The 20,337-nt window shown below is 73.9% G+C and carries 20 protein-coding genes; 8 read left to right on the top strand and 12 right to left on the bottom strand.

Annotated elements, in window-relative coordinates; genetic code table 11:
- The first annotated feature begins 11 nt into the window (after positions 1-11).
- Positions 12-629 (top strand): MarR family winged helix-turn-helix transcriptional regulator, encoded by a 618-nt coding sequence (locus HNR10_RS27565; RefSeq protein WP_179828523.1) that lies wholly within the window; start codon positions 12-14, stop codon positions 627-629.
- A 72-nt stretch (positions 630-701) separates the two neighbouring features.
- Positions 702-2,432 (top strand): helix-hairpin-helix domain-containing protein, encoded by a 1,731-nt coding sequence (locus tag HNR10_RS27560; RefSeq protein WP_179828521.1) that lies wholly within the window; start codon positions 702-704, stop codon positions 2,430-2,432.
- A 90-nt stretch (positions 2,433-2,522) separates the two neighbouring features.
- On the opposite strand, the gene HNR10_RS27555 is transcribed toward HNR10_RS27560, so the two are convergent.
- On the bottom strand, positions 2,523-3,179 hold the full coding sequence (locus HNR10_RS27555; protein WP_179828519.1) for a TetR/AcrR family transcriptional regulator: 657 nt from the start codon (positions 3,177-3,179) through the stop codon (positions 2,523-2,525).
- 63 nt (positions 3,180-3,242) lie between these two features.
- Between HNR10_RS27555 and HNR10_RS27550 the strand changes: the two genes are divergently transcribed.
- The gene (locus HNR10_RS27550) at positions 3,243-4,652 is read left to right on the top strand and encodes a serine hydrolase domain-containing protein (RefSeq protein WP_312889436.1); all 1,410 of its coding nucleotides are present in this window, start codon (positions 3,243-3,245) and stop codon (positions 4,650-4,652) included.
- 12 nt (positions 4,653-4,664) lie between these two features.
- Here the strand turns inward: HNR10_RS27550 and HNR10_RS27545 are convergent, their stop codons facing one another.
- From HNR10_RS27545 to HNR10_RS27525, 5 genes are all read right to left on the bottom strand, one after another.
- Positions 4,665-5,252, bottom strand: coding sequence for a Uma2 family endonuclease (locus tag HNR10_RS27545; RefSeq protein WP_179828516.1), 588 nt, complete (start codon positions 5,250-5,252; stop codon positions 4,665-4,667).
- Positions 5,253-5,371: 119 nt separating this feature from the next.
- On the bottom strand, positions 5,372-6,133 hold the full coding sequence (locus tag HNR10_RS27540; RefSeq protein ID WP_179828515.1) for an SDR family NAD(P)-dependent oxidoreductase: 762 nt from the start codon (positions 6,131-6,133) through the stop codon (positions 5,372-5,374).
- 80 nt (positions 6,134-6,213) lie between these two features.
- Positions 6,214-6,978: an enoyl-ACP reductase FabI gene (gene fabI, locus HNR10_RS27535; RefSeq protein ID WP_053619507.1), complete on the bottom strand. Its 765-nt coding sequence runs from the start codon at positions 6,976-6,978 to the stop codon at positions 6,214-6,216.
- Positions 6,979-7,044: 66 nt separating this feature from the next.
- Positions 7,045-7,749, bottom strand: coding sequence for a 3-oxoacyl-ACP reductase FabG (gene fabG / locus HNR10_RS27530; RefSeq protein ID WP_179828512.1), 705 nt, complete (start codon positions 7,747-7,749; stop codon positions 7,045-7,047).
- A gap of 121 nt (positions 7,750-7,870) precedes the next feature.
- Complete coding sequence (locus HNR10_RS27525; RefSeq protein WP_179828510.1) at positions 7,871-8,806, bottom strand: VOC family protein; 936 nt, start codon at positions 8,804-8,806, stop codon at positions 7,871-7,873.
- A 113-nt stretch (positions 8,807-8,919) separates the two neighbouring features.
- On the opposite strand from HNR10_RS27525, the gene HNR10_RS27520 reads away from it, so the two are divergent.
- Positions 8,920-9,543, top strand: a complete 624-nt coding sequence (locus tag HNR10_RS27520) for a TetR/AcrR family transcriptional regulator (protein ID WP_218898066.1) — start codon at positions 8,920-8,922, stop codon at positions 9,541-9,543.
- 21 nt (positions 9,544-9,564) lie between these two features.
- Here HNR10_RS27520 and HNR10_RS27515 read toward each other — a convergent pair whose 3' ends face one another.
- Both HNR10_RS27515 and HNR10_RS27510 read right to left on the bottom strand, forming a co-directional pair.
- Positions 9,565-10,224: a response regulator gene (locus HNR10_RS27515; protein WP_179828506.1), complete on the bottom strand. Its 660-nt coding sequence runs from the start codon at positions 10,222-10,224 to the stop codon at positions 9,565-9,567.
- Positions 10,221-11,468, bottom strand: coding sequence for a sensor histidine kinase (locus HNR10_RS27510; protein WP_179828504.1), 1,248 nt, complete (start codon positions 11,466-11,468; stop codon positions 10,221-10,223). Before HNR10_RS27510 ends, HNR10_RS27515 begins: the two co-directional genes overlap by 4 nt.
- A 344-nt stretch (positions 11,469-11,812) precedes the next feature.
- On the opposite strand from HNR10_RS27510, the gene HNR10_RS27505 reads away from it, so the two are divergent.
- From HNR10_RS27505 to HNR10_RS27495, 3 genes are all read left to right on the top strand, one after another.
- Positions 11,813-12,577: an ABC transporter ATP-binding protein gene (locus HNR10_RS27505; protein ID WP_312889435.1), complete on the top strand. Its 765-nt coding sequence runs from the start codon at positions 11,813-11,815 to the stop codon at positions 12,575-12,577.
- Between the two features lie 4 nt (positions 12,578-12,581).
- Positions 12,582-15,284, top strand: coding sequence for an ABC transporter permease (locus HNR10_RS27500; protein WP_179828502.1), 2,703 nt, complete (start codon positions 12,582-12,584; stop codon positions 15,282-15,284).
- Between the two features lie 204 nt (positions 15,285-15,488).
- Positions 15,489-17,030, top strand: coding sequence for an MFS transporter (locus HNR10_RS27495; protein ID WP_179829995.1), 1,542 nt, complete (start codon positions 15,489-15,491; stop codon positions 17,028-17,030).
- A gap of 12 nt (positions 17,031-17,042) precedes the next feature.
- Here HNR10_RS27495 and HNR10_RS27490 read toward each other — a convergent pair whose 3' ends face one another.
- The 4 genes from HNR10_RS27490 to HNR10_RS27475 form a co-directional block, all read right to left on the bottom strand.
- Positions 17,043-17,336 (bottom strand): hypothetical protein, encoded by a 294-nt coding sequence (locus HNR10_RS27490; RefSeq protein ID WP_179828500.1) that lies wholly within the window; start codon positions 17,334-17,336, stop codon positions 17,043-17,045.
- Positions 17,337-17,422: 86 nt separating this feature from the next.
- A complete protein-coding gene (locus HNR10_RS27485; protein ID WP_179828499.1) occupies positions 17,423-18,241 on the bottom strand; it encodes a polyprenol monophosphomannose synthase in 819 nt (272 codons plus the stop codon).
- Positions 18,242-18,417: 176 nt separating this feature from the next.
- The gene (locus tag HNR10_RS27480) at positions 18,418-19,224 is read right to left on the bottom strand and encodes a DeoR/GlpR family DNA-binding transcription regulator (RefSeq protein WP_179828498.1); all 807 of its coding nucleotides are present in this window, start codon (positions 19,222-19,224) and stop codon (positions 18,418-18,420) included.
- A gap of 59 nt (positions 19,225-19,283) precedes the next feature.
- Entirely contained in the window at positions 19,284-19,463 is a 180-nt protein-coding gene (locus tag HNR10_RS27475; protein WP_179819783.1) for a hypothetical protein, read from the bottom strand.
- A 101-nt stretch (positions 19,464-19,564) separates the two neighbouring features.
- Between HNR10_RS27475 and HNR10_RS27470 the strand changes: the two genes are divergently transcribed.
- The gene (locus HNR10_RS27470; protein WP_179828497.1) at positions 19,565-20,335 is read left to right on the top strand and encodes a 4'-phosphopantetheinyl transferase family protein; all 771 of its coding nucleotides are present in this window, start codon (positions 19,565-19,567) and stop codon (positions 20,333-20,335) included.
- The last annotated feature ends 2 nt before the right edge of the window (positions 20,336-20,337 follow it).

Genomic DNA, 20,337 nt, shown 5'->3' with positions numbered 1-20,337 from the left:
CCCTCGGGGACATGGCACCCGAGAGCGCGGACCCCGCCCCCGCGGACGCGACCGCGGGCGGCGCCCCGGAGGCCGCCCCGCAGACCACCCTCGGCTGGTCCCTGGCCGTCGTCCTGCGCCGCTGGCACGAGCGCACCGAGGCCGTCCTGGCCGACATCCCGCACGGCGCCCGCGGCTACCACGTGCTCGACGCGACCGCCCAGGGCGACCCGCCCACCCAGGCCGCGCTGGCCGAGCGCCTGCTCATCGACCGCAGCGTGATGACCTACCTGCTCGACGACCTGGAGTCGGCGGGCCTGGTGCGGCGCCGGGTCGACCCCGACGACCGCCGGGTGCGGCGCGTGTGCGCCACCGGCGCGGGACTCGCCGTACTCTCCGACGCCCGACGCCGGGTCGACCGGGTCGAGGACCACGTGCTGGGCGGCCTGGACGAGGCGGACCGGTCGGCGTTCCGCGCCTTCGCCGGCAGTGCCGCCGCCGCGATCCAGGCCGCCGCCCCCGGGACGGACCCGTGCGCGGCGGTCACCGAGGCCGTCGGGGGCGGTTCCGGCCGGTCAGGGGCAGGGTCCGGGACAGTGTCGCGGGCACGGCCCGGGTCCGGGCGGAACGGGCGCGGATCGCGCGGGTGACCACCGGCGTCACCGTGACTCGGTACGCTCTCCCAGAGTCCGCGAAGTGTGCAACGAGGGGAACGGCCCCAGGTGTCTGAGGCAGTCGAACAGGTCAGTGCAGTCCTCGACCGGATGGGCGCGCCCCCGGCCCTGGCACCCCGGCTGGCCGCCGCGCTGGGTCCGGGGGCCGCCGCCGAGCTGGACGCCAACCCCTGGCTCCTGCTGCGCTTGCCACAAGTGACCGTCGAGCAGGCCGACTTCTGCGCCCGCAGGCACCTGGGCGAGGGCGCCGGCCCCGGCGACCCGCGCCGGCTGAGCGCCCTGACCGCCCACGTCCTGCGGATGTCCGCACGGCGCGGGCACACGGTCGTCGAGGAGAAGCGGCTGGCCACCATCGTGGGCCAGCTGGGTGTGCCCCGCCCGTCGGACGCGCTGGAGGCCGCCCTGGCCGACGAGAGCGCCGTGGTGCTCGAGAGCATGGAGGACTCCGACGACGACTTCGACTTCGAGGAGGGCGGGGTCCCGGAGGTGCCGGACTCCGAGCGGTACTACGCCCTGCCCGACGTCGGCCACGCCGAACAGCGCCTGGGCGACCAGCTGCTGCGCCTGATGAGCGGCAACGAGCCCATCATGGACTCGGCGACCGCCGGCGAGACCGTCGACGAGGCCGCCGACAAGGGCGGGTTCACCGTCACCGAGGCGACCCGCCAGGCGCTGGTCACCGCCACACTGCGCCCGGTGACCGTGCTGTGGCACGGGCCGGGCGACGCCGGCGAGGTGGCGCGGGCCCTGCTGTGCCTGGCCGCGATCGCCGCCGACAGCCAGGTGGGGATCGCCGTGGCGGCGCCCACCGCACAGGCCGCGGCGGCGTTGGACGCCGACCTGGCCGCCGTCGCCGAGGACCCGCCGGTGCGCGTGCTCTCCCTGCCCGAACTGCTCTCCCAGGCCCCGGTCGGCGCCGGCCTGGTGGTGCTCCAGGAGTCGATGTCGGTGGGGGCGGCGCGCGCCGCCGAGCTGGTGTCGGCGTGCGGCGACGACGCGCACCTGGTCCTGCTGGCCGACCCGCGCCAGGCGCCGTCGGCCACGCCGGGCCAGGTCGCGGTGGACGTGGCCGCCTCGCGGGCCGCCCACGCGGGCGAGGTGGCGGCCCCGGGCGAGCCCGGCCCGATCGCCGAGCTGGCCCTGGGCGTGGCCGACGGCGACGTACCGGACGTGGCCGCCCCCGACCGCGAGATCGTGCGGGTGCCCGCCGCCTCGGCGGAGGAGGCGGCGCACCGGGTGGTGCAGCTGCTCACCGACTCGATCCCGCGCGCGCTGGGCGTGGAGCCCGAGCACACGCAGGTCATCGCCTCGCGCGAGGACGGCCCGGCGGGCGCGCGGGCGCTCAACGCGGCGTGCAAGGAGCGGCTGAACCCGGGCCCGGGCGCGCACGGCGGACTGGACGTGGGCGACCGTGTGCTGCTGGTGGCCGACGGGCCGGGGTACGGCCCCGGGGACACCGGCTACCTGCGCGAGACGGGCGAGCGGACCGTGGTCGAGCTGCCGGGCGGCCGCCGGGTGGAGGTCGCCGGCCCGGCGGCGCTGCGCCCGGGGTGGGCGGTCACCGTGGCCGCCGCGCACGGGGGCCGCTGGCCGGCGGTGGTGGGCGTGTTCCCGCCGGAGGTGCCGGTGTCGCGGCCGCAGGTGTACACGGTGCTCACCCGCGCCGTGCGCCACGTGTCGCTGGTGGACGCCACCGACGGCGCGCTGGCCGAGGGTGTGCGCGACAACGCCGGCGCCCAGCGCACGACCCGGCTGGCCCGCATCCTGCGCGAGGGCTGAGCGGGGGCGGGTCGGTCGCGGGCAGTCGCCCGGCCCCGGGGGGCCGGGCCCGGGCGAACCGGGCGATGTCCGACCGGCCCCAGGGAGCGGTCAGCGGCGCGGCGCGGCCTGTCCGGGCCGACCGCCGTCGTACTGGTGGCATTCGCCGGTGAACACGGCCGCGACCTCGGCCCGTAGGACGTCACGGGCCCGGTCGGCCGCCCCCGCCTCCCTCCGGTAGACCTGGGTGGCCAGTCCCTCCACGACCGCCGCGACGCGCGCGGCCGCGGTCTCGGCGTCGGTTCCGGGCTCGACCTCGCCGCACTCGGTGCCGTTGCGGACGGCCCGGGCGATCTCCGCGCAAAGGGCCGCGGCCGTGCTCGCCTCCACCCGGGCCAGGTCCGGGTTGTCCAGGGCCCGGCCCGCGAAGGACCGGACGACGCGGTACTCGGCGCGGCGCGGCTCGTCCAGGGGCAGGTGTTCGTCCAGCGCGTCCGTCAGCACGTCGGCGATGGAGCGCTCGTGCCGGGTCCCCTCGTGGGCGATCCGCGCGACCCGCTCGGCGACGGCCGCGCTGACCTCCTCGAACGCGTGCAACAGCATGTCGTCCTTGCTGCGGAAGTAGTGCTGGACCAGTCCGACGGAGATCCCGGCGGCGGCCGCCGTACGGGCGACGGTGACGGCGTCCAGCCCGGATTCGGCGATCAGTGAGCGCACGGCGGCGGAGATCTGCGCGCGGCGGAGGGCGTGGTCTGCGGTTCGTGGCACTTGATAACCGTATCAGCATACGGTAATAATCGTACGGCCATACGGTTATACGAGGAGGCCCCTGTGCCCGGACCCATCGCTCCACTGCTCGCCCTCGCACTGATGAGCCCGTTACCCGCCGGTGCCCCGGCCGACGCACCCGCGCCGACCCCCACACCCGCGGCGATGGACGCCTACGTCCGCGACCACCGGGAGGCCACCGCCGTGCCCGGCCTGGCCTACGCGGTGGTGGGCCCGGACGGCGTCGAGCACCAGGGCCTCCTCGGCCACGACGGGGAGGGAGCCCCGGTCACGGAGGAGACGCCGTTCCTGTGGGGATCGGTGGCCAAGCCCGTCACCGCGACCGCCGCCCTGGTCCTGGCCGACGAGGGGCGCCTGGACCTGGACGCGCCGGTCGAGGAGTACGTGCCCGACTTCGCGGGGTTCGGGGCCCGCCCCACCGTCCGGGACCTGCTCACGCAGACCTCGGGCCTCACCGAGACGGCGGCGTTCCCCGTCTCCGACCACTACGGCCCGGACGCCCCGGACACCGCCGAGCGCGTCCGGCGGGTCGCGGACTCACCCGTGGGCGAGCCCGGCACCCACGAGTACAGCAGCGCGAACTACCTCCTCCTGGGCGCGGTCATCGAGCGGGTGGCCGGCGACACCGACGCGTACCTGCGCACGAGCGTGCTGGACCCCGCCGGGATGGACGGCGCCTTCACCGGCTCCGCGGAGGCCGACGCGGCGGGCCTGGCCCCCGGGCACCGGATCCTGTGGGGCCTGCCGGTGGCCGACGCCGGCGGTGTCGACGACGAGGGGACGGCCTTCGGCTACCTGGGCGGCGATCTGACCGACCTCGCGGCCTTCGCCCGGATGCAGCTCCAGGCGGATCCGGCCGTCCTGGACGCGGACGCGCTCGCGCGGGCGCGCACCGGCATGGTCCCCGTACCGGGTGCCGCCCAGCGGTACGGGTTCGGCTGGCGTGAGACCACCCTGTCCGGGACGGACACACCGGTCGTCTTCCACGGGGGCGCGACACCCGGCCACGCGGCGATCCTCGTCCTGCTGCCGGACCAGGAGCGGGCGGTGGTCGTCCTGCAGAACCACTACGACGTGCTGCGCGACGGGCAGATCCAGGGCGTCGCGTTCGGCCTGGCCCGCCTGCTCTCCGGCACGGAACCGGACCCCGCGCCCCGTTTCGCCGCCGTCGCCGCCGTACCGTGGGCGGCCACGGGCGCCGCGCTCGCCCTCGCCGCGGGCGTGGTCGCCGCCCTGCGCGTCCGGCGGCCCCGCCCGGCCGCGACGGCCGTCTGGGCCGCCCTGGGCCTGGGCGCGGTGGGCGCCGCGGCGTGGCCGCTGTCGGCGCTCGGCCCGCACGGCGCGCTCACCTGGGCTCCCGACACCGCGGTCGCCCTCCTGGCCGCCGCCGTGCTCGGGGTGGCGGTGACCGCCATCCGCCTCACCCGGCACCTCCGGCCCGGACCGCGGTGACGGTCCGGTGCGTCAGGCCGCGTACCGGGGGAAGACCGAGGTGTCGATCCGGACGTCCTTGAGCGGTTCGGGAAGCACGACCTCGTCACCGAACTCGGCATCGTGATGGGCACGGTACTCGCCGCCCTGGGGATCCCAGTACAGCCGCGTGGTCCCGTTGCGCGGATCGATGAGGAGGTAGACCGGGATTCCCCACCGCGCGTACAGGGAGGGCTTGACCTTGATGTCGTTGGTGTGGTTGCTGGGAGACACGACCTCTACCACGCAGTCGACGGCGTCGGGCTCCACCAGCCATCCGTCCTCCTCCTCGACCGCCACGGGAACGATGAGCAGGTCCGGCGAGGCGAAGTCTTCGCCTTCGAGCGCCTCGATCGAATACATCTGCTCGGCGACCCGGCCCTCGGGCAGCTGACCGGCCAACTGGTCATAGAGCCGGCGAAGAGCAGCCCCGTGCTTCTTCGACGGGGTGGGTGACATCACGATGGCCCCTTCGATGACCTCCACCTTGAACCCCTCAGGGACGTCGAGGTGGTCGGCCAGTTCGCGCAGACTGAACGGGGACAGACGCGTGTCAGATGACTCTTCCAGTACAGCGGTCACGGGCTCCCCTTCCTTTCGCTTCGCCATCGTAGGGACCTCCAGGGCCGCGTCTCCGGGTTTTCCCTCATCCTGGTTCTACCCGAGGGCCGAAAGCAAAGGTGCGCGCGGACCGGATTGCGTCAGATCCGGTCGAGGAAGGCGCCGTCGACCACCAGGTTGTTGCCCGTGATGTAGCTCGCGGCCGGGCTCGCCAGGTAGGCCGTCGCGCGGGCGACCTCCTCGGGGCGGCCCAGGCGGCCGTAGGGGATGCGCTCGCGGATGCCCTCGTAGAACGCCGGGTCGTTCTCCCTGCGCCGGTCCCATCCGCCGCCCGGGAACTCGATGGGGCCGGGCGAGACGGTGTTGACCCGGATCCCCTCCGGCGCCCACGCCCGGGCGAGTGAGGCGGCGTGGTGGTTGAGCGCGGCCTTGGCGGCGCCGTAGGAGTGCGGCCCGGCGGGCGCCGTGGTGTGCAGGGCGGAGGTGGTCGAGATGAGGACCACCGAGCCGCCGCGCTCGGAGGCGGCCAGGTGCGGGTGGGCGGCCTCGGCCAGGCGCACGAACGGCAGCAGGTCGGAGTTGAGTCCCCGCTCCCACTGGTCCGGCGTCCTCGCACTCCCGCCGGAGACGTTCGAGACCAGAACGTCCAGTCCCCCGAGGAACTCGGCGGCCGCGCCCAGGAACGCCGTGAGGGCGTCGTGGTCCGACACGTCCACCGGGTCGGCGTACACGCGCGCGCCCGTGGCGGACAGCTCCCCGGCCGCCTCGGCGAGGGGTTCCGGCGTGCGCGCGCAGACCGCCAGGTCGGCGCCCTCCTCGGCGAACACCTGGGCGATGGCGCGCCCGATCCCCCGGCTCGCGCCGGTGACCAGCACCCGTGCCCCTGACAGTCCCAGATCCATGGCGTTCCTTTCGCAAGCGGGCGGGCACTCCAGGTGCCCGCCCTGGCGGTCGTCCCGGTCGGAGCCGCGGCTCCGGCGGCTCAGGCCCCGGTGGAGTGGAAGCCGCCGTCCACGTGCACGGTCTCGCCGGTGGTGGCGGGGAACCAGTCCGAGAGCAGCGCCACGACCGCCTTGGCGGCGGGCTCGGGGTCGCTGACGTCCCAGCCCAGCGGCGCGCGCTCGGGCCAGTGCTTGGCCAGGTCGGCGAAGCCCGGGATGCTGCGCGCGGCCATGGTGCTCAGCGGCCCGGCCGAGACCAGGTTGACGCGGATGCCGTCCCCGCCCACGTAGCGGGCCAGGTAGCGCGCGGTGGAGGTCAGCGCGGACTTGGCCACGCCCATCCAGTCGTAGATCGGGTACGACACGCTGTTGTCGAAGTCCAGGGCCACGACCGAGCCGCCGTTCTTCATCAGCGGGGTCAGGGAGGTGGTGAGCGACTTCAGCGAGAAGGTCGAGGTGTGCATGGCGGTGGCCACGTCCGACCACTCGGTGTTGAGGAAGTTGCCGCCCAGCGCCTCCTGCGGGGTGAACCCGATGGAGTGCACGATGCCGTCGAGCCCGTCGACGTGCTCGCCCACCCGCGAGGCGAGGCTGGCGAGCTGCTCGTCGTCGGTGACGTCCAGTTCCAGGACCGGGGGCGTCTCCGGCAGGCGCTTGGCGATGCGCTCGACCAGGCTCATCCGGCCGTAGCCGGTGAGGACGACCGTGGCGCCCTGTTCCTGGGCGAGCCTGGCCACGTGGAAGGCGATGGAGGAGTCGGTCAGCACCCCGGTGATGAGGATGCGCTTACCTTCGAGGAGTCCCATGGTGTCCTGTCTGTGAGAGGGGCCGGCGGGGTCCGGCGTCCGGGGCGTGTGGCGGCCGGTGGGCGCTCAGTGGCCCATGCCCATGCCGCCGTCGACGGGAATGACGGCGCCGCTGATGTAGGCGCCGCCGGGGCCGGCGAGGAACCCGACGGTCCGGGCGATGTCGTCCGTGCTGCCGATCCGGCCGAGCGGGATGTTCTTCTTGATCTCCGCCTGGCGGTCCTCGGACAGCGCCGAGGTCATGTCGGTCTCGATGAAGCCCGGGGCCACGACGTTGACCGTGATGTTGCGCGAACCCAGCTCGCGGGCCAGGGACCGGCCGAAGCCGACGAGGCCGGCCTTGGAGGCCGCGTAGTTGGCCTGGCCGCCGGAGCCCATCAGGCCGACCACGGAGGAGATGAGGATGATGCGCCCGCCGCGCTTGCGCATCATGCCGCGCACGGCGCGCTTGGCGACGCGGAAGGACCCGGTGAGGTTGGTGTCCAGGACCGAGGAGAAGTCCTCCTCGCTCATCAGCGCCAGGAGCTGGTCCTTGGTGATGCCCGCGTTGGCGACCAGGACCTCGACGGGGCCCTGGGCCTCCTCGACCTCCTTGAAGGCGGCGTCGACCTGGGCCATGTCGGTGATGTCGCAGCGCACCCCGAACAGGCCCTCCGGCGCCTCGCCGGAGCGGTGGGTCACCGCGACGTTGTCGCCGCCCGCCGCCAGCTCACGGGCGATCGCCAGTCCGATTCCGCGGTTGCCGCCGGTAACCAGGACCGAGCGCGACATAAATGCTCCTCTACTGCTGTGGCTGCGGTGAACAGCCAGGATGTTCGGGGTGGGATCGCCTTGCAGGGTACCGAGCTACCGACCGGTAGCCGCAACCGAGGTCGGTCGTGCGGCACGGCGGTCACACCCCCCGGAACCGCAGTTCGGCCCCGTGCGCCCACCGCGGGCCCACGCTCAGGGCGCCGTCGGCGGCGGCACGGGCGGGGATCCCCTGGTCGGCCAGCCGGGCCCCGACCGCGTGCTGGTCGGCGACGGAGACGGTCACCGAGGTGAGCGCCGGACTCGGCGGTGCCGGGCGTCGCGGCCCGGAGCCGGAGGGTTCCGCGGCCGACCGCTCCACCAGCGCGATCTCCGCCGGCCCCAGGTCGAAGACCCGCTCGGCGCCGCGCGTGCGCGCGGTCCGGTCGAGACAACGCTCGTAGCGCGCCTCGGTCTCGGCCAGCGCTCCCGGTGGGACGCACATCACCGCGCCGACGAGGGCGATCGCGCCGTTCGGGTGGACGGCCGCGGCCCTGCCGGGTGTGGGTTCGGCGGCGGCGAGCCGGGCCTCGGGCGCGTCCGGGTCGACCTCCAGGTAGCCGACGGGGACGCCGCCGTCGCCGCCGGGCCGGCGGAGCCGCTGGACGCCGCCGTGGCCGATCCCGAGGCGGTCCAGGCGCCGGGCCTCGCCGTCGGCGTCGCCGGTCTCCCACACCAGCACGTGCAGCCCCTCCCCCGTCTCCAGCCGCTCGGCCAGTCGGCGTGCGGTCCCCGCCACGGCCGCGGACACCGCCGCCAGGGCGTGGTCGGGAACCTCCAGCGGCGTGATCTCGACGCCGGGGCCGGGGTGGTCCTCCGCGGCGACGCCGACCAGTTCGAGGAACGCGTCGGCCAGCTCCAGGCGGGTGTTGCCCGCCCCGACCGGACGCGGCGGCTCGCCCGGAGCCGGTGCGAGGGCCGGGAAGGCGGGGGTGGGGACGGTGAAGCCCATCCGGCGGTAGAGGTCGGCGGCGGAGCCGAGGTCGTGGACGAGGTGGCCGATGTGGTGGAGGCCGTGGGCCTCGGTGCGGCTCGTCATGTCGCTCCAATTTGAGAGTGTGCTTCCAAATGAGAGTACACTCCTATTTTTCGCCGCGGAAGGCCCGTTATCCTGGTGCCGCCCGAGGGGCACGACCGGCGGCGAGCGAACAGGTGGCACAGAGGCGCGTGGTGGACGAACGGGCGGGGCGCGACGGGCTGCGCGAGCGCAAGAAGGCCAGGACCAGGAACGGGATCCGGCGCGAGGCGCTCCGGCTCTTCCGCGAGCAGGGCTATCAGGCGACCACGATGGAGCAGATCGCCCGGGCCGCCGACGTCGCTCCCAGCACGCTCTTCCGCTACTTCCCGACCAAGGACGACCTGGCGCGGCTGAGCGACTACCACGCCCTCGGTCCCCGCGTGGTGGAGCTGTTCGAGGCCCTGCCCGCCGGCGGCGACGTGCTCACGGACCTGCGCGCGGTCCTGCGCGCCGCGGTGGCCGAACTGCCCGAGGACGAGCGCCGGGCACGCGCCGAGCGCGACGTACTCGTCGCCACCGTGCCGGAGCTGTGGGCGGCCAACCTCGGCCTGGTCGGGGAGGGCGCCAGGGTCCTGCGCGACCTCATCGCCCGCCGAACGGGGCGCTCACCACGGGACGCCGCCGTCCGATCCCTGGCGGGAGCCGTGGTGGGCGTGTGCGTCCAGGCCCTGGCCGACTGCGCGGACCGCCCGGACGCCGACCCCGTGGAGGCCGTCGACGAGGCCCTCGGCGCCCTGCGCGCCGGCCTGGAGCTGTGACCCGGCCGTCGGGTCCCGGCCTCAGGCCCACCCCGCGTCGTGGGCGAGGATCGCCGCCTGCACGCGGTTGGCCATCCCCAGCTTGGCGAGGATCCGGCTGACGTGCGCCTTCACCGTCGCCTCCCGCATGCCCAGGGCCCGGCCGGCCTCGGCGTTGGACCGCCCCTGGGCCACCGCGACCAGCACCGCGCGCTCGCGTTCGCTCAGCACGGCCAGGCGCTCCCTGGCGTGTTCGCGGCCGGCCGCGGACCCGCCCTCGGCGGGCGAGGCGAAGCGTTCGAGCATGCGCTTGGTGACGCTCGGCGAGAGCATCGCGTGGCCCTCGTGCACGGTGCGCACCGCGGAGATGAGGTCCCGGGGCGGGGTGTCCTTGAGCAGGAATCCCACCGCACCGGCGCGCAGCGCGTCGTGCACGTACTCGTCCAGGTCGAAGGTGGTGAGCAGGACGACGCGGGGCGCGCGCTCCAGCGCCGTGAGCCGCGCCGCCGCGGTGAGCCCGTCGGTGCCCGGCATGCGGATGTCGAGCAGGACGACGTCGGGGACGAGTTCCTCCGCCAGGCGCACCGCCTCGGCTCCGTCGCCGGCCTCGCCCACGACCTCGATGTCGGCGGCGGCGTCCAGGATCATCCTGAGTCCGGAGCGGACCAGGAGTTCGTCGTCGACCAGGAGCGTGCGGATCACCGCGGTCCCCGTTCCGTTCCGGTGTGGTGGTCGATGGGCACGATAGCGCGCAGGCGCCATCCCCCGTCGAAGCGGCGGCCCGAGGTCAGGGTCCCGCCCGCCAGGGTCACGCGCTCGTGCAGCCCCGTGAGCCCGAATCCGCCGGCCGGTGGCGGCGCGGACCGGACGGTGGCCGGCCCGTTGGACACCTCGACGGCCAGGCCGCCCGGCTCCGTGCGCAGATCCACCGTGACCCGCGCCCCGGGCGCGTGCTTGGCGGCGTTGGTCAGCCCCTCCTGCACCACGCGGAAGGCCGTGCGCTGGACCTGGGCGGGCAGGTCGGGGACCAGGCCCTCGCCGGTGCGCACCACGGTCATCCCCGCTCCGCGCCACTCTTCCACGAGCCGGTCCAGGTCGGCCAGGACCGGCTGCGGCGCGGTGGGCGCCTCCGCTCCGGTGTCGTCGCGCAGCACTCCCAGGATGCCGCGCAGTTCGGCCAGCGCCTCCCGCCCTGTCGTGCGGATCACCCCGGCCGCCTCGGCGGTGCGCTCGTCGGGTGCCGACACCTCCAGGCCGCCCGCGTGCAGCACCATGAGGCTGACCCGGTGGGCGACCACGTCGTGCATCTCGCGGGCGATGCGGGTGCGTTCGGCGCCGATGGCCCGCTCCGCCATGAGGTGCTGTTCACGTTCCAGGCGCTCGGCGCGCTCGTGCAGGCGGTCGACCAGCTGGCGCCGTGTTCCCACCCACAGGCCGATGGTCATGGGCACGACGAGGAACATCGAGACGTTGACGAAGAGCGTGATCCCGGAGACGTCCAGCCCGAGGCCCATCGCCAGGGTCATCAGCGCGAACCAGCCCGCCAGCAGGCGGCGGTCGTTGAAGTGGACCGCGTAGGAGTAGAGCGCGAACGCCGCCGGGATCAGGTCTCCGAAGGCGAGGAGCAGGACGGACGCCAGGCCGAGCAGCCACATGGGACGGCTGCGGCGCAGCAGGACGGTCACGCAGAACATCGCCGTGGGGACCAGCCCCAGGAGGAGGATGCTGGTGATCGCGAAGACCGCCTCGTGGTGTCGGGGCAGGGCGGCCAGGAGGCGCTGGACGAGTCCGAGCTGCGGGAGGATCTGCAGGAAGAGGACGAACGGCGCCAGGCCCAGGGCGTAGGCCCAGTCGGCGATGCGCAGCCGGCGCCGCCACCACCATTCCGCGTTGTGGCGCCACAGCCCGCCGAGCTCCCGCGCCTGACGCGCCGTCCACTGCCTCATGCGCCGGATTCTATGGCCGTACCGGTGCGGACGGGCTCGTCCTCCCGTGGCGCGCCGCCGCCCGTCCGATCGTCGGTCCCGCCCGCGTCGTCGCAGGTCGGCGGGGCCTCCCGCCACCCGGCACGGGTGCGGCCCCGTCGGCGACCCCCGACGAAAGTCGGTGCCTCCACCAGACGAAGGAGTCGCGAACCCGTCCCGCACCATGCCTTTGGCCGAGGGGCGAATCGGCCCACGGGCGGACGCCGCGGCCGCATGGCGGCTCCTAGCGTGGAGGCACACCGAGACGGACGCCCGTCCGACCCGGTCCCCACATCCGTTCGTCATCGCATCAGGAGTTGTCAGCCGTGACAGAGCCCATCGCCACGTCCGTCCCCACGGTCACCTCACCACCGGTGGTGGTCGCGCGGGGGCTCACCAAGACCTACGACACCGGGGCCAACCAGGTGCACGCCCTGGCCGGTGTGGACGTCGAGTTCCACCGGGGCGCGTTCACCGCGATCATGGGTCCCTCCGGCTCGGGCAAGTCGACCCTGATGCACTGCCTGGCCGGGCTGGACACGGCCACCTCCGGCACCGTCCACCTGGGCCGGACCCAGATCACCGGGCTGCGCGACGCCGAGCTGACCCAGCTGCGCCGCGACCGGATCGGCTTCATCTTCCAGTCGTTCAACCTGCTGCCGATGCTCACCGCCGAACAGAACATCCTGCTGCCCTCGCAGATCGCCAAGCGCGCCGTGGACCGGCAGCGCTTCGACCACATCATCGACGTGGTCGGCCTGCGCGACCGCCTGTCCCACCTGCCGGCCAAGCTCTCCGGCGGCCAGCAGCAGCGCGTGGCCGTGGCGCGTGCGCTGCTCAACGCCCCCGAGGTGGTCTACGCCGACGAGCCGACCGGCAACCTGGACTCGCGGTCCGGCTCGGAGGTGCTGTCCTTCCTGCGCGACTCCGCCCGGGACCTGGACCAGACCATCGTCATGGTCACCCACGACCCCGTCGCCGCCTCCTACGCCGACCGCGTGGTCTTCCTGCGCGACGGCCGCCTGGTCGACGAGGTCACCGACCCCACCGCCGAGCTCGTCTCCGCGCGCCTGCTGAAGCTGGAGGCCTGAGCGCATGCTGCGCACCACGCTCGCGGGACTGAGGCTGCACAAGTCCCGCTACGTCACCACGGTCCTGGCCATCCTGCTCGGCGTCATGTTCGTCTCGGGCACCATGGTCTTCGCCGACACCCTCAACGCCAACTACGAGGAGTCCGTCATGGGCTCCGCGACCTCGGTCGACGCGGTCGCGGTGCCCTCCGCCCCGGAGGGGACGGGCGACCCCGCCGAGGAGCCGGCCGAGCCGCCGCGGCTCACCGACGACCAGCTGGACCACGTCCGGGCACTACCGGAGGTGGCGGGAGCCGACGGGATGGTCCAGGGGCAGGCCGTCCTCCTGGACGACGAGGGACGCGCGTTCGGCTACGTGCCGCCCGCCGCCCTGGCCCTGGAGGAGGTCACCCGCTTCTCCCCCGACGAGGGCAGTCTGCCCACCGACGGAACCGAGATCGCCCTGGCCACCTCCACCGCCGACCAGACGGGCTTCGGGGTCGGCGACACGGTGACCGTGCTCGACGCCGACATGGAGGAGCACGAGTTCACCGTCTCGGGCCTGGTCAACTTCGGTGTCGACCCGGACTTCACCTACGGCGGCGCCCTGGTCCTGGACCCCGGCACCATCGAGGGGATGACCGACACCACCGGGTACGCCGAGATCGACGTGCTGGCCGCCGAGGGCTACACCGACGAGCAGGTGGCCGAGGCCGTGGCCGGGGTGCTGGGTTCGGACGCCGAGGTCAGCACCGGTGAGGAGTTCGGCCTGGCGATGGCCGAGGGGGCCGGGGCCGACACCGAGATGCTGCGCACCGCCCTGCTGCTGTTCGCGTTCATCGCGATGTTCGTCGCCGGGATCGTCATCTACAACACCTTCGCGATCCTCATCGCCCAGCGCCAGCGCGAACTGGCCCTGCTGCGCTGCGTGGGCGCCACCCGCGCCCAGGTCTTCCGGTCGGTCCTGGCCGAGTCCGTGGTCGTGGGCCTGGTCGCCTCCGCCCTGGGCGTCCTCGCCGGTGTGGGCATCGGCATGGCCGGCGCGGCATTCGGCGGCCCGCTCATGGGGATGGACGCGGGCGTCCCGGTCGTGCTCTCCCCCCTGGCGGTCTTGACCGGTCTGGTCGTGGGCACCGTGGTGACGGTGTGCTCCGCCCTGGTCCCGGCCATGCGCGCCACCGGGGTCGCCCCGCTGGCGGCGCTGCGCACCAGCGCCACGGCCGCCGGCCTGGAGAAGGGCACCGGGTGGGTCCGGGTCGTGTTCGGACTGCTGGCCTTCGCGATCGCCGCGGTGATGGTGGCGCTGACCCAGCTCTCCGGTCCCGACCAGACGGGCCCGTTCGTCGTGACCGGCGCCGCCCTGGTCGCGTTCGTGGGCGTGGTCGTCCTGGGACCGCTGATCGTCCGCGGCTGCGTGCGGCTCGTCGGCCTCCCGATGCGCAGGGTGGGCGTGGCCAGCATGCTCGCCGTGGACAACTCCACGCGCAGCCCGCGCCGGGCGGCCACCGCGATGATCGCCCTGACCGTGGGCGCCACACTGATCACGGGCTACTCCGTGGTCAGCGCGAGCGTGGAGTCGACGATGACCCGCCAGCTGGACGAGAACTTCCCCATCGACTACCAGATCACCCCGCAGTTCACGATGGAGGGAACGTCCGCTCCCGACGCGGACACCGGGTCCGATGAGGGGACCGCCGAGGACGTCGACGCCCCGCCGGAAGCGGAGGGCACCGAAGGTGCCGAAGGCGCCGGAGGCACGGACGGCACCGAGGACACCGCTCCGGAGTCCGGCGAGGGGTCCGTTCCCGCGGCCGATCTGAACACGGTCCCCGACTCCGTGTTCGAGGACCTGGAGGCCGAACCGACCGTGGCCGTGGTCAGCGGCCGGCGCAACGCCTTCGTCGAGACGGACGACGGACGCTTCCTCAACGTCAGCACCTATCCCGGTTTCGACGTGGAGGACCTGGGCTTCGAGTCCACTGCGGGCGACCTCGCCGATCTCGGCCCCGGAAAGGTCGCCGTTCCCGAGGGCCAAGCCGACGGAGCCGGTATCGGCGGCACCTTCGCCCTGCCCCTGGAGGACGGCACGGAGGTGTCCCTGGAGGTCGTCGCACTCCTGGACCCCATGATGACGATGGGGGTGCTCCTGGACGAGCAGGACTTCACCGAGGCGTTCCCGGAACTGACGGGGAACGACGCCGTCATGGTCCGCGGCACTGACGACGCCGACCCCGCCGAACTGCGCGAGGCCGTCTACGACGCGGTCGACGACCACCCGACCCTGCAGGTCGCGTCGATGGCCGAGATGCGCGGGCAGCTCTCCGAGATGATGGACATCGCGTTCTACACGATCGCGGCGATGCTGGGGCTGGCGATCCTCATCGCGGTCTTCGGCATCTCCAACACCATGGCGCTGTCGGTGCTGGAGCGCACCCGCGAGTCCGCCCTCCTACGGGCCCTGGGCCTGACCCGCGGCCAGCTGCGCCGCATGCTGAGCCTGGAGGCCGTGCTGCTGTGCCTGATCGGCGCCGGCGTGGGCATCGGACTGGGCGTGGTCTTCGGCTGGGCCGCCGTGGGCGCGACGCTGCCGGACGCGATCCTGTCCGTCCCCGGCGCACAGATCGCGGTGTTCATCGTGATCGCCGTCCTGGCCGGGCTGCTCGCCTCGGTGCTGCCGGGCCGACGGGCCGCCGGGACCTCGATCACGGGCGCGCTGGCCAGCGAGTGACCGTTCCACGGTGACGCGGCGCGGGCCCCTCCGGTCGGAGGGGCCCGCGCCGTACTGTGTGTCCTTGAGGCGTGTTCCGCGGATACTCAGCCCGCTGCGCGGCGTCCACGGGACACGCCCTTGGCGCGAGGGAGGTCCGCTGTGGGTACGACGACTCCGGTCACGGCCGGCGCGGTGGAGTGGGGCACGCCCACCGCCCGGTGGATGCTGACGGCGACGGTCCTGGGCTCGGGTATGGCGTTCCTGGACTCCACGGTCGTGACGGTGGCGCTGCCAGCCATCGGGGACGATCTCCGCACGGGCATGTCCGGGCTCCAGTGGGTCGTCAACGGGTACATGATCACGCTGTCCGCGCTGATCCTGCTCAGCGGATCGCTCTCGGACCGGTTCGGGCGGGTGCGCCTGTTCATGGCCGGGGTCGTGGTGTTCGCCCTGGCGTCGGTGCTGTGCACCTTCGCTCCCACCCTGGAGTGGCTGGTGGCGGGGCGGGTCGTCCAGGGCCTGGGCGGCGCGATGCTGACCCCGGGCAGCCTGGCGATCCTCCAGGCGGGGTTCCGCGAGGAGGACCGGGCCCGGGCGATCGGCGCCTGGTCGGGGCTGACCGGCGTCGCCGGGGCCGTGGGGCCGTTCGTGGGCGGATGGCTCGTGGAGATCGGCGACTGGCGGCTGATCTTCCTCATCAACGTCCCGATGGCCGCGGCCGTGCTGCTGATCTCCTGGTTCAAGGTGCCCGAGTCGAGTGACACCGGGGCCGACCACGGGCTGGACTACACCGGCGCCCTGCTGGGCGTGCTGGCACTGGGCGGGGTCACCTACGCGCTGATCCAGTGGGGCGCGGCGGGAGCCACGCCGGCGGTGGTGACCGCGGCCGTGGTCGGCGTGCTCGCTCTGGCGGCCTTCGTCCTGGCCGAGGCGCGCGGCCGGCACCCGATGCTGCCGCTGGGCATCTTCTCCTCGGTCCCGTTCAGCGTGACCAACGCGGCCACGGTGCTGGTCTACGGGGCGCTGGGGCCGATGCTCTTCCTCCTCGTCATCTTCCTGCAGGAGGTGGGCGGGTACTCGCCGGTCGCGGCGGGAGCGGCGTCCCTGCCGATCACCGTCCTGATGTTGCTGCTGTCGGCCCGCTCGGGCAAGCTGGCCGCGCGGATCGGCCCCCGGCCCCAGCTGCTGGTGGGTCCGCTGCTGCTGGCGGGCGGCTTCCTGCTCCTGTCGCGGCTGGGACCGGACGCCCCCTACCTGACCGGTGTCCTGCCGGGGGTGCTGCTGGTGGCGTTGGGGCTGGCGTCGGCGGTGGCGCCGCTGACCGCGACCGTCCTGGCCTCGGCGCCCGAACGGCACGCGGGCCTGGCCTCGGGCGTCAACAACACCTTCGCGCGCGGCGCGCAGCTCATCGGGGTGGCCGCCGTTCCGGTGGCGGCGGGCATCAGCGGCGGTGCCGGCGAGGGGGCGGACGGCTCGGCGGGGGCGTCGGCGATCGCCCAGGGCTTCGGGCCGGCGATGCTGATCCTGGCGGGGATGTGCGGGCTGGCCGCGCTGTGCGCGCTGGCACTGCCGCGCCCGTCGGCACGGCGGGCGGAGCGGGGGATGAGGCGGCGCGAGAAGGCCGGACGGGGCACGGAGGAGGCGGTCGCACCGAAGCCGCCGACACCGCCGTCGCGGTTCTGCGGGGCGACGGAGCCGCCGTGGCAGTCCTGCCCGGGGTCGAGCGCGGGCACCGACCACCACACCTCCGGCGGCGATCGCTAGCGGCCCGCCGCTCTACTGGTCCTCGGGCCGGTCCTCGACACCGGATTCGACCTGGGCCTCGGGCACGACGCTCACCGCGTCCTCCTCGGCGCTGCGCACGGCGCCCCAGCGCTGGTGGGGCACCACGTCCCTGCGTTCGGCGCGCACCTCGGCGTTGATGCCCAGCTCACCGCGGCTGTCGTCGTCCTCGAAGTCGTAGCCGAGGATGTTGAAGTCGGGTTCGATCTCGTGCTCGCACTCGGCGATCGCGCTCTCCTGGGGGTCGTCCCCCATGTCGGCGTCGACGTCGTAGGGTCCTTCGCTCACAGTTTCCCCCCTCTTCACCCCGATGCTCCGATGATCGCAGGTCGTGGGGGACATGTCAGCCTCCTGGCGGTGTCGCCGCCCGCGGGTCAGGGTCGCCGCTGCTCCGCGCGGCGCAGGCGCAGGGGGCGCAGGGCGGCCTCCAGGGCCACCGCGGCGTCGAGCTTGCTCTCGCCCTCGACGCGGTCCTCGAAGTGGATGGGGATCTCCATCATCTTCTGGCCGCGCCGGAAGGCGCGGTAGTGCATCTCGACCTGGAAGGCGTAGCCGGTGCTCTCGATCCCGGGCAGGTCGAGCACGCGCAGCGCCGAGGAGCGCCAGATCTTGAACCCGGCGGTGACGTCACGCACGGGCATGGCCAGGAGGGTCTTGACGTAGGTGTTGGCCCATCCGCTGAGCAGGCGGCGACGCAGCCCCCAGCGCTCGGACAGGCTGCCGCCGGGGACGTAGCGGCTGCCGATCACCACGTCGGCGTTGGTGGAGTGCAGTGTGCCCAGCAGTTGGGGGACGTAGCCGACGGGATGGCTGAGGTCGGCGTCCATCTGGACGACGAACTCGGCGCCCTCGTCCAGGGCGTGCGTCATACCGGCCACGTAGGCGCGGCCCAGGCCGTCCTTGGTCGTGCGGTGGACCACGCTGATCCGGCCCCGGTGCTCCACGGCGAGCTTGTCGGCGATCTCGCCGGTGCCGTCCGGCGAGTTGTCGTCGACCACCACGACCCGCAGTTCCGGCAGGTCCAGCGCCATGAGCTGGGCGACCAGGCGCGGCAGGTTGGCCGCCTCGTCGTAGGTGGGAACCACGACGGTCACCCGCGACCCCGACCAGGGGGCGGGCAGGGCGACGGGCGACGGCGTCACGTGGACCGGCTCGGACGAGGGCTGGTCCGGGGGCGTCGGCTGGGAGGGCATGCGCGGCGGCTCCTGGGTGTGGACAGTGAAAAGGACACTACGTCGCAATCCACCCATTACGCGCCAATCGCGCAAGGGGCGTGAACGGTAGGGTACGCGGTCCCCCGCACACGACACGAGGGGACCGCCCCGCCGCACGCGGCCGGAACCGGCCGTGCCCGTCGGCCACGCCCACCTCACTGCCCCCGCGCGTCCATGACGACGGCGACGTGCACGAGGGCGCCGGTCTCCTCCAGGGTCATCAGGACCTCGGGGTCGGCACGGTTGTCGGTGACCAGGTGGGCGATCATCTCGGGGGCGACAGTGGGGACCATGGTGTCCGCGCCGATCTTGGTGTGGTCGGCCAGCACGATGACCTCCTCGGCGCAGCCCGCCAGCGCGCGGTCGACGCTGGCCACCGCCGGGTTGGGCGTGCTCAGGCCGCGGTCGGCGCTGACCCCGTTGCCGGTGAGGAAGGCCCGGTTGACCCGCAGCCCGTCGAGGAACTGCTCGGCCGCGGCCCCCACCAGGGCCCTGATGGGTCCGTGCAGGGTCCCGCCGGTCATCACGACCTCGACGCCGGCGGCGTTCAGCAGGGCGTCGGCCACGCGCAGGGAGTTGGTGACCACGGTCAGGTCGGTGTGGGAGGCGAGTTCGCGGGCGAGGGCCTCGGCGGTGCTGCCCGGACCGATGGTGACGGCGTCGCCCGGGCGGACCAGCCGGGCGGCGGAGGCGGCGATGGCGGCCTTCTCGGCCGCGCACTGCTCACTCTTGCCGGCGTAGCTCTGTTCGTGCCCGATCCGGCCGGGCAGCGCGGCGCCGCCGCGGCGGCGGTCGACCAGGCCCTCGGCCTCCAGGGCGCGCACGTCCCGCCGGACGGTCACCTCCGAGGCCCGGACCTTGACCGCGATATCACGCAGGGACATGGTCCCGTTGGCGCGGACCAGTTCGAGAATGCGCTCCCGGCGTTCGGCGGCGAACGCCGGACGGTTCTCCTCGGCCATGGACGTGGCTCACTTTCACCCGTGCTCGAAGCGGTGGGCACGGGTTCTCCCGCGCCTCTTCAGAGTACGGGCCGGTCCTCGCGGTCCACGGCCTCGTGGTCCGCGGCCTCGTGGTCCGCGGCCTCACTGGCGGCGGGGGGTGTCGGGGGCTTCTCCATCAGGAGGGTGACGATCACGACGAACGTGAGGGCGACCAACCCGATGAGGGCTCCGGCTCCGAAGAGCATGACGACTGACATACGGGCCTCCCGAGGGATGGGCTGACCTGCCATTAACCGAATTCCCGGTTTAGCTTGGCCTCAACCACCGAACACCCGGAAGATGCGGCGAGAATGGGAGCATGACGGTCGACTCCGCACCCCTGGCCCCCACCGTCTGGTGGGCCCGCACCTCCGACGCCGACTCCCGCCTCCTGCACCTGCTCGACGAGGGCGAGCTGGCGCGCAACGCCCGCTTCCGCCAACAGGCCGACCGCGACCGGCACCTGTTGGGCCGCTCGCTGGCCCGGCTGGCGCTGGCCGACCTGGCCGGCTGCCCTCCGGAGAAGGTCACCTTCGACCTGCGCTGCCGCTCCTGCGAGGACAAGGAGCGCACCGGGGCGCGCGGCGGTGACGCCGAACCCCACGGCAAGCCGCACCCCTCGGGGCCGGCCCAGGGGCTGGAGATCTCGGTGAGCCACTCCGGCGACTGGGTGGGCCTGGCGGTGAGCGAGGGTGTGCCGGTCGGCATCGACGTCGAGGGCGTCTCGGCGGCGCGCGACGTCGAGGGGCTGGCCGACTACACGCTGGCCGAGGCGGAGCGCCGGGCCTGGCTGCTCCTGCCCGCCGAGGAGCGCGTGTCCGCGTTCTTCGGCTACTGGGCGCGCAAGGAGGCCCTGCTCAAGGCCACCGGCCTGGGCTTGTCGGGCGGCCTGCGCCGGGTGGCCGTGTCCCCGCCGCACACGCCGGCGCGGCTGCTGTCCTGGGAGGGCGGCGGAGGACCGGACGCGGCGTGGCTGTCCGACCTGGACCGGGGCGCGGACTACCGGTCGGCCCTGGCGGTGCTGACGGACCGGCCGGTCGAGGTGGTCGTGCGCTCCCCGCGCGACACCGCCGCCCTGCTCGGCTCCTAGGG

Origin of the sequence: Nocardiopsis aegyptia (genome assembly GCF_013410755.1) — a bacterium.
Taxonomy (GTDB): Bacteria; Actinomycetota; Actinomycetes; order Streptosporangiales; family Streptosporangiaceae; genus Nocardiopsis; species Nocardiopsis aegyptia.
Note: the sequence above shows the minus strand (reverse complement) of the source record. Positions and strands in the feature narration are given on the sequence as shown.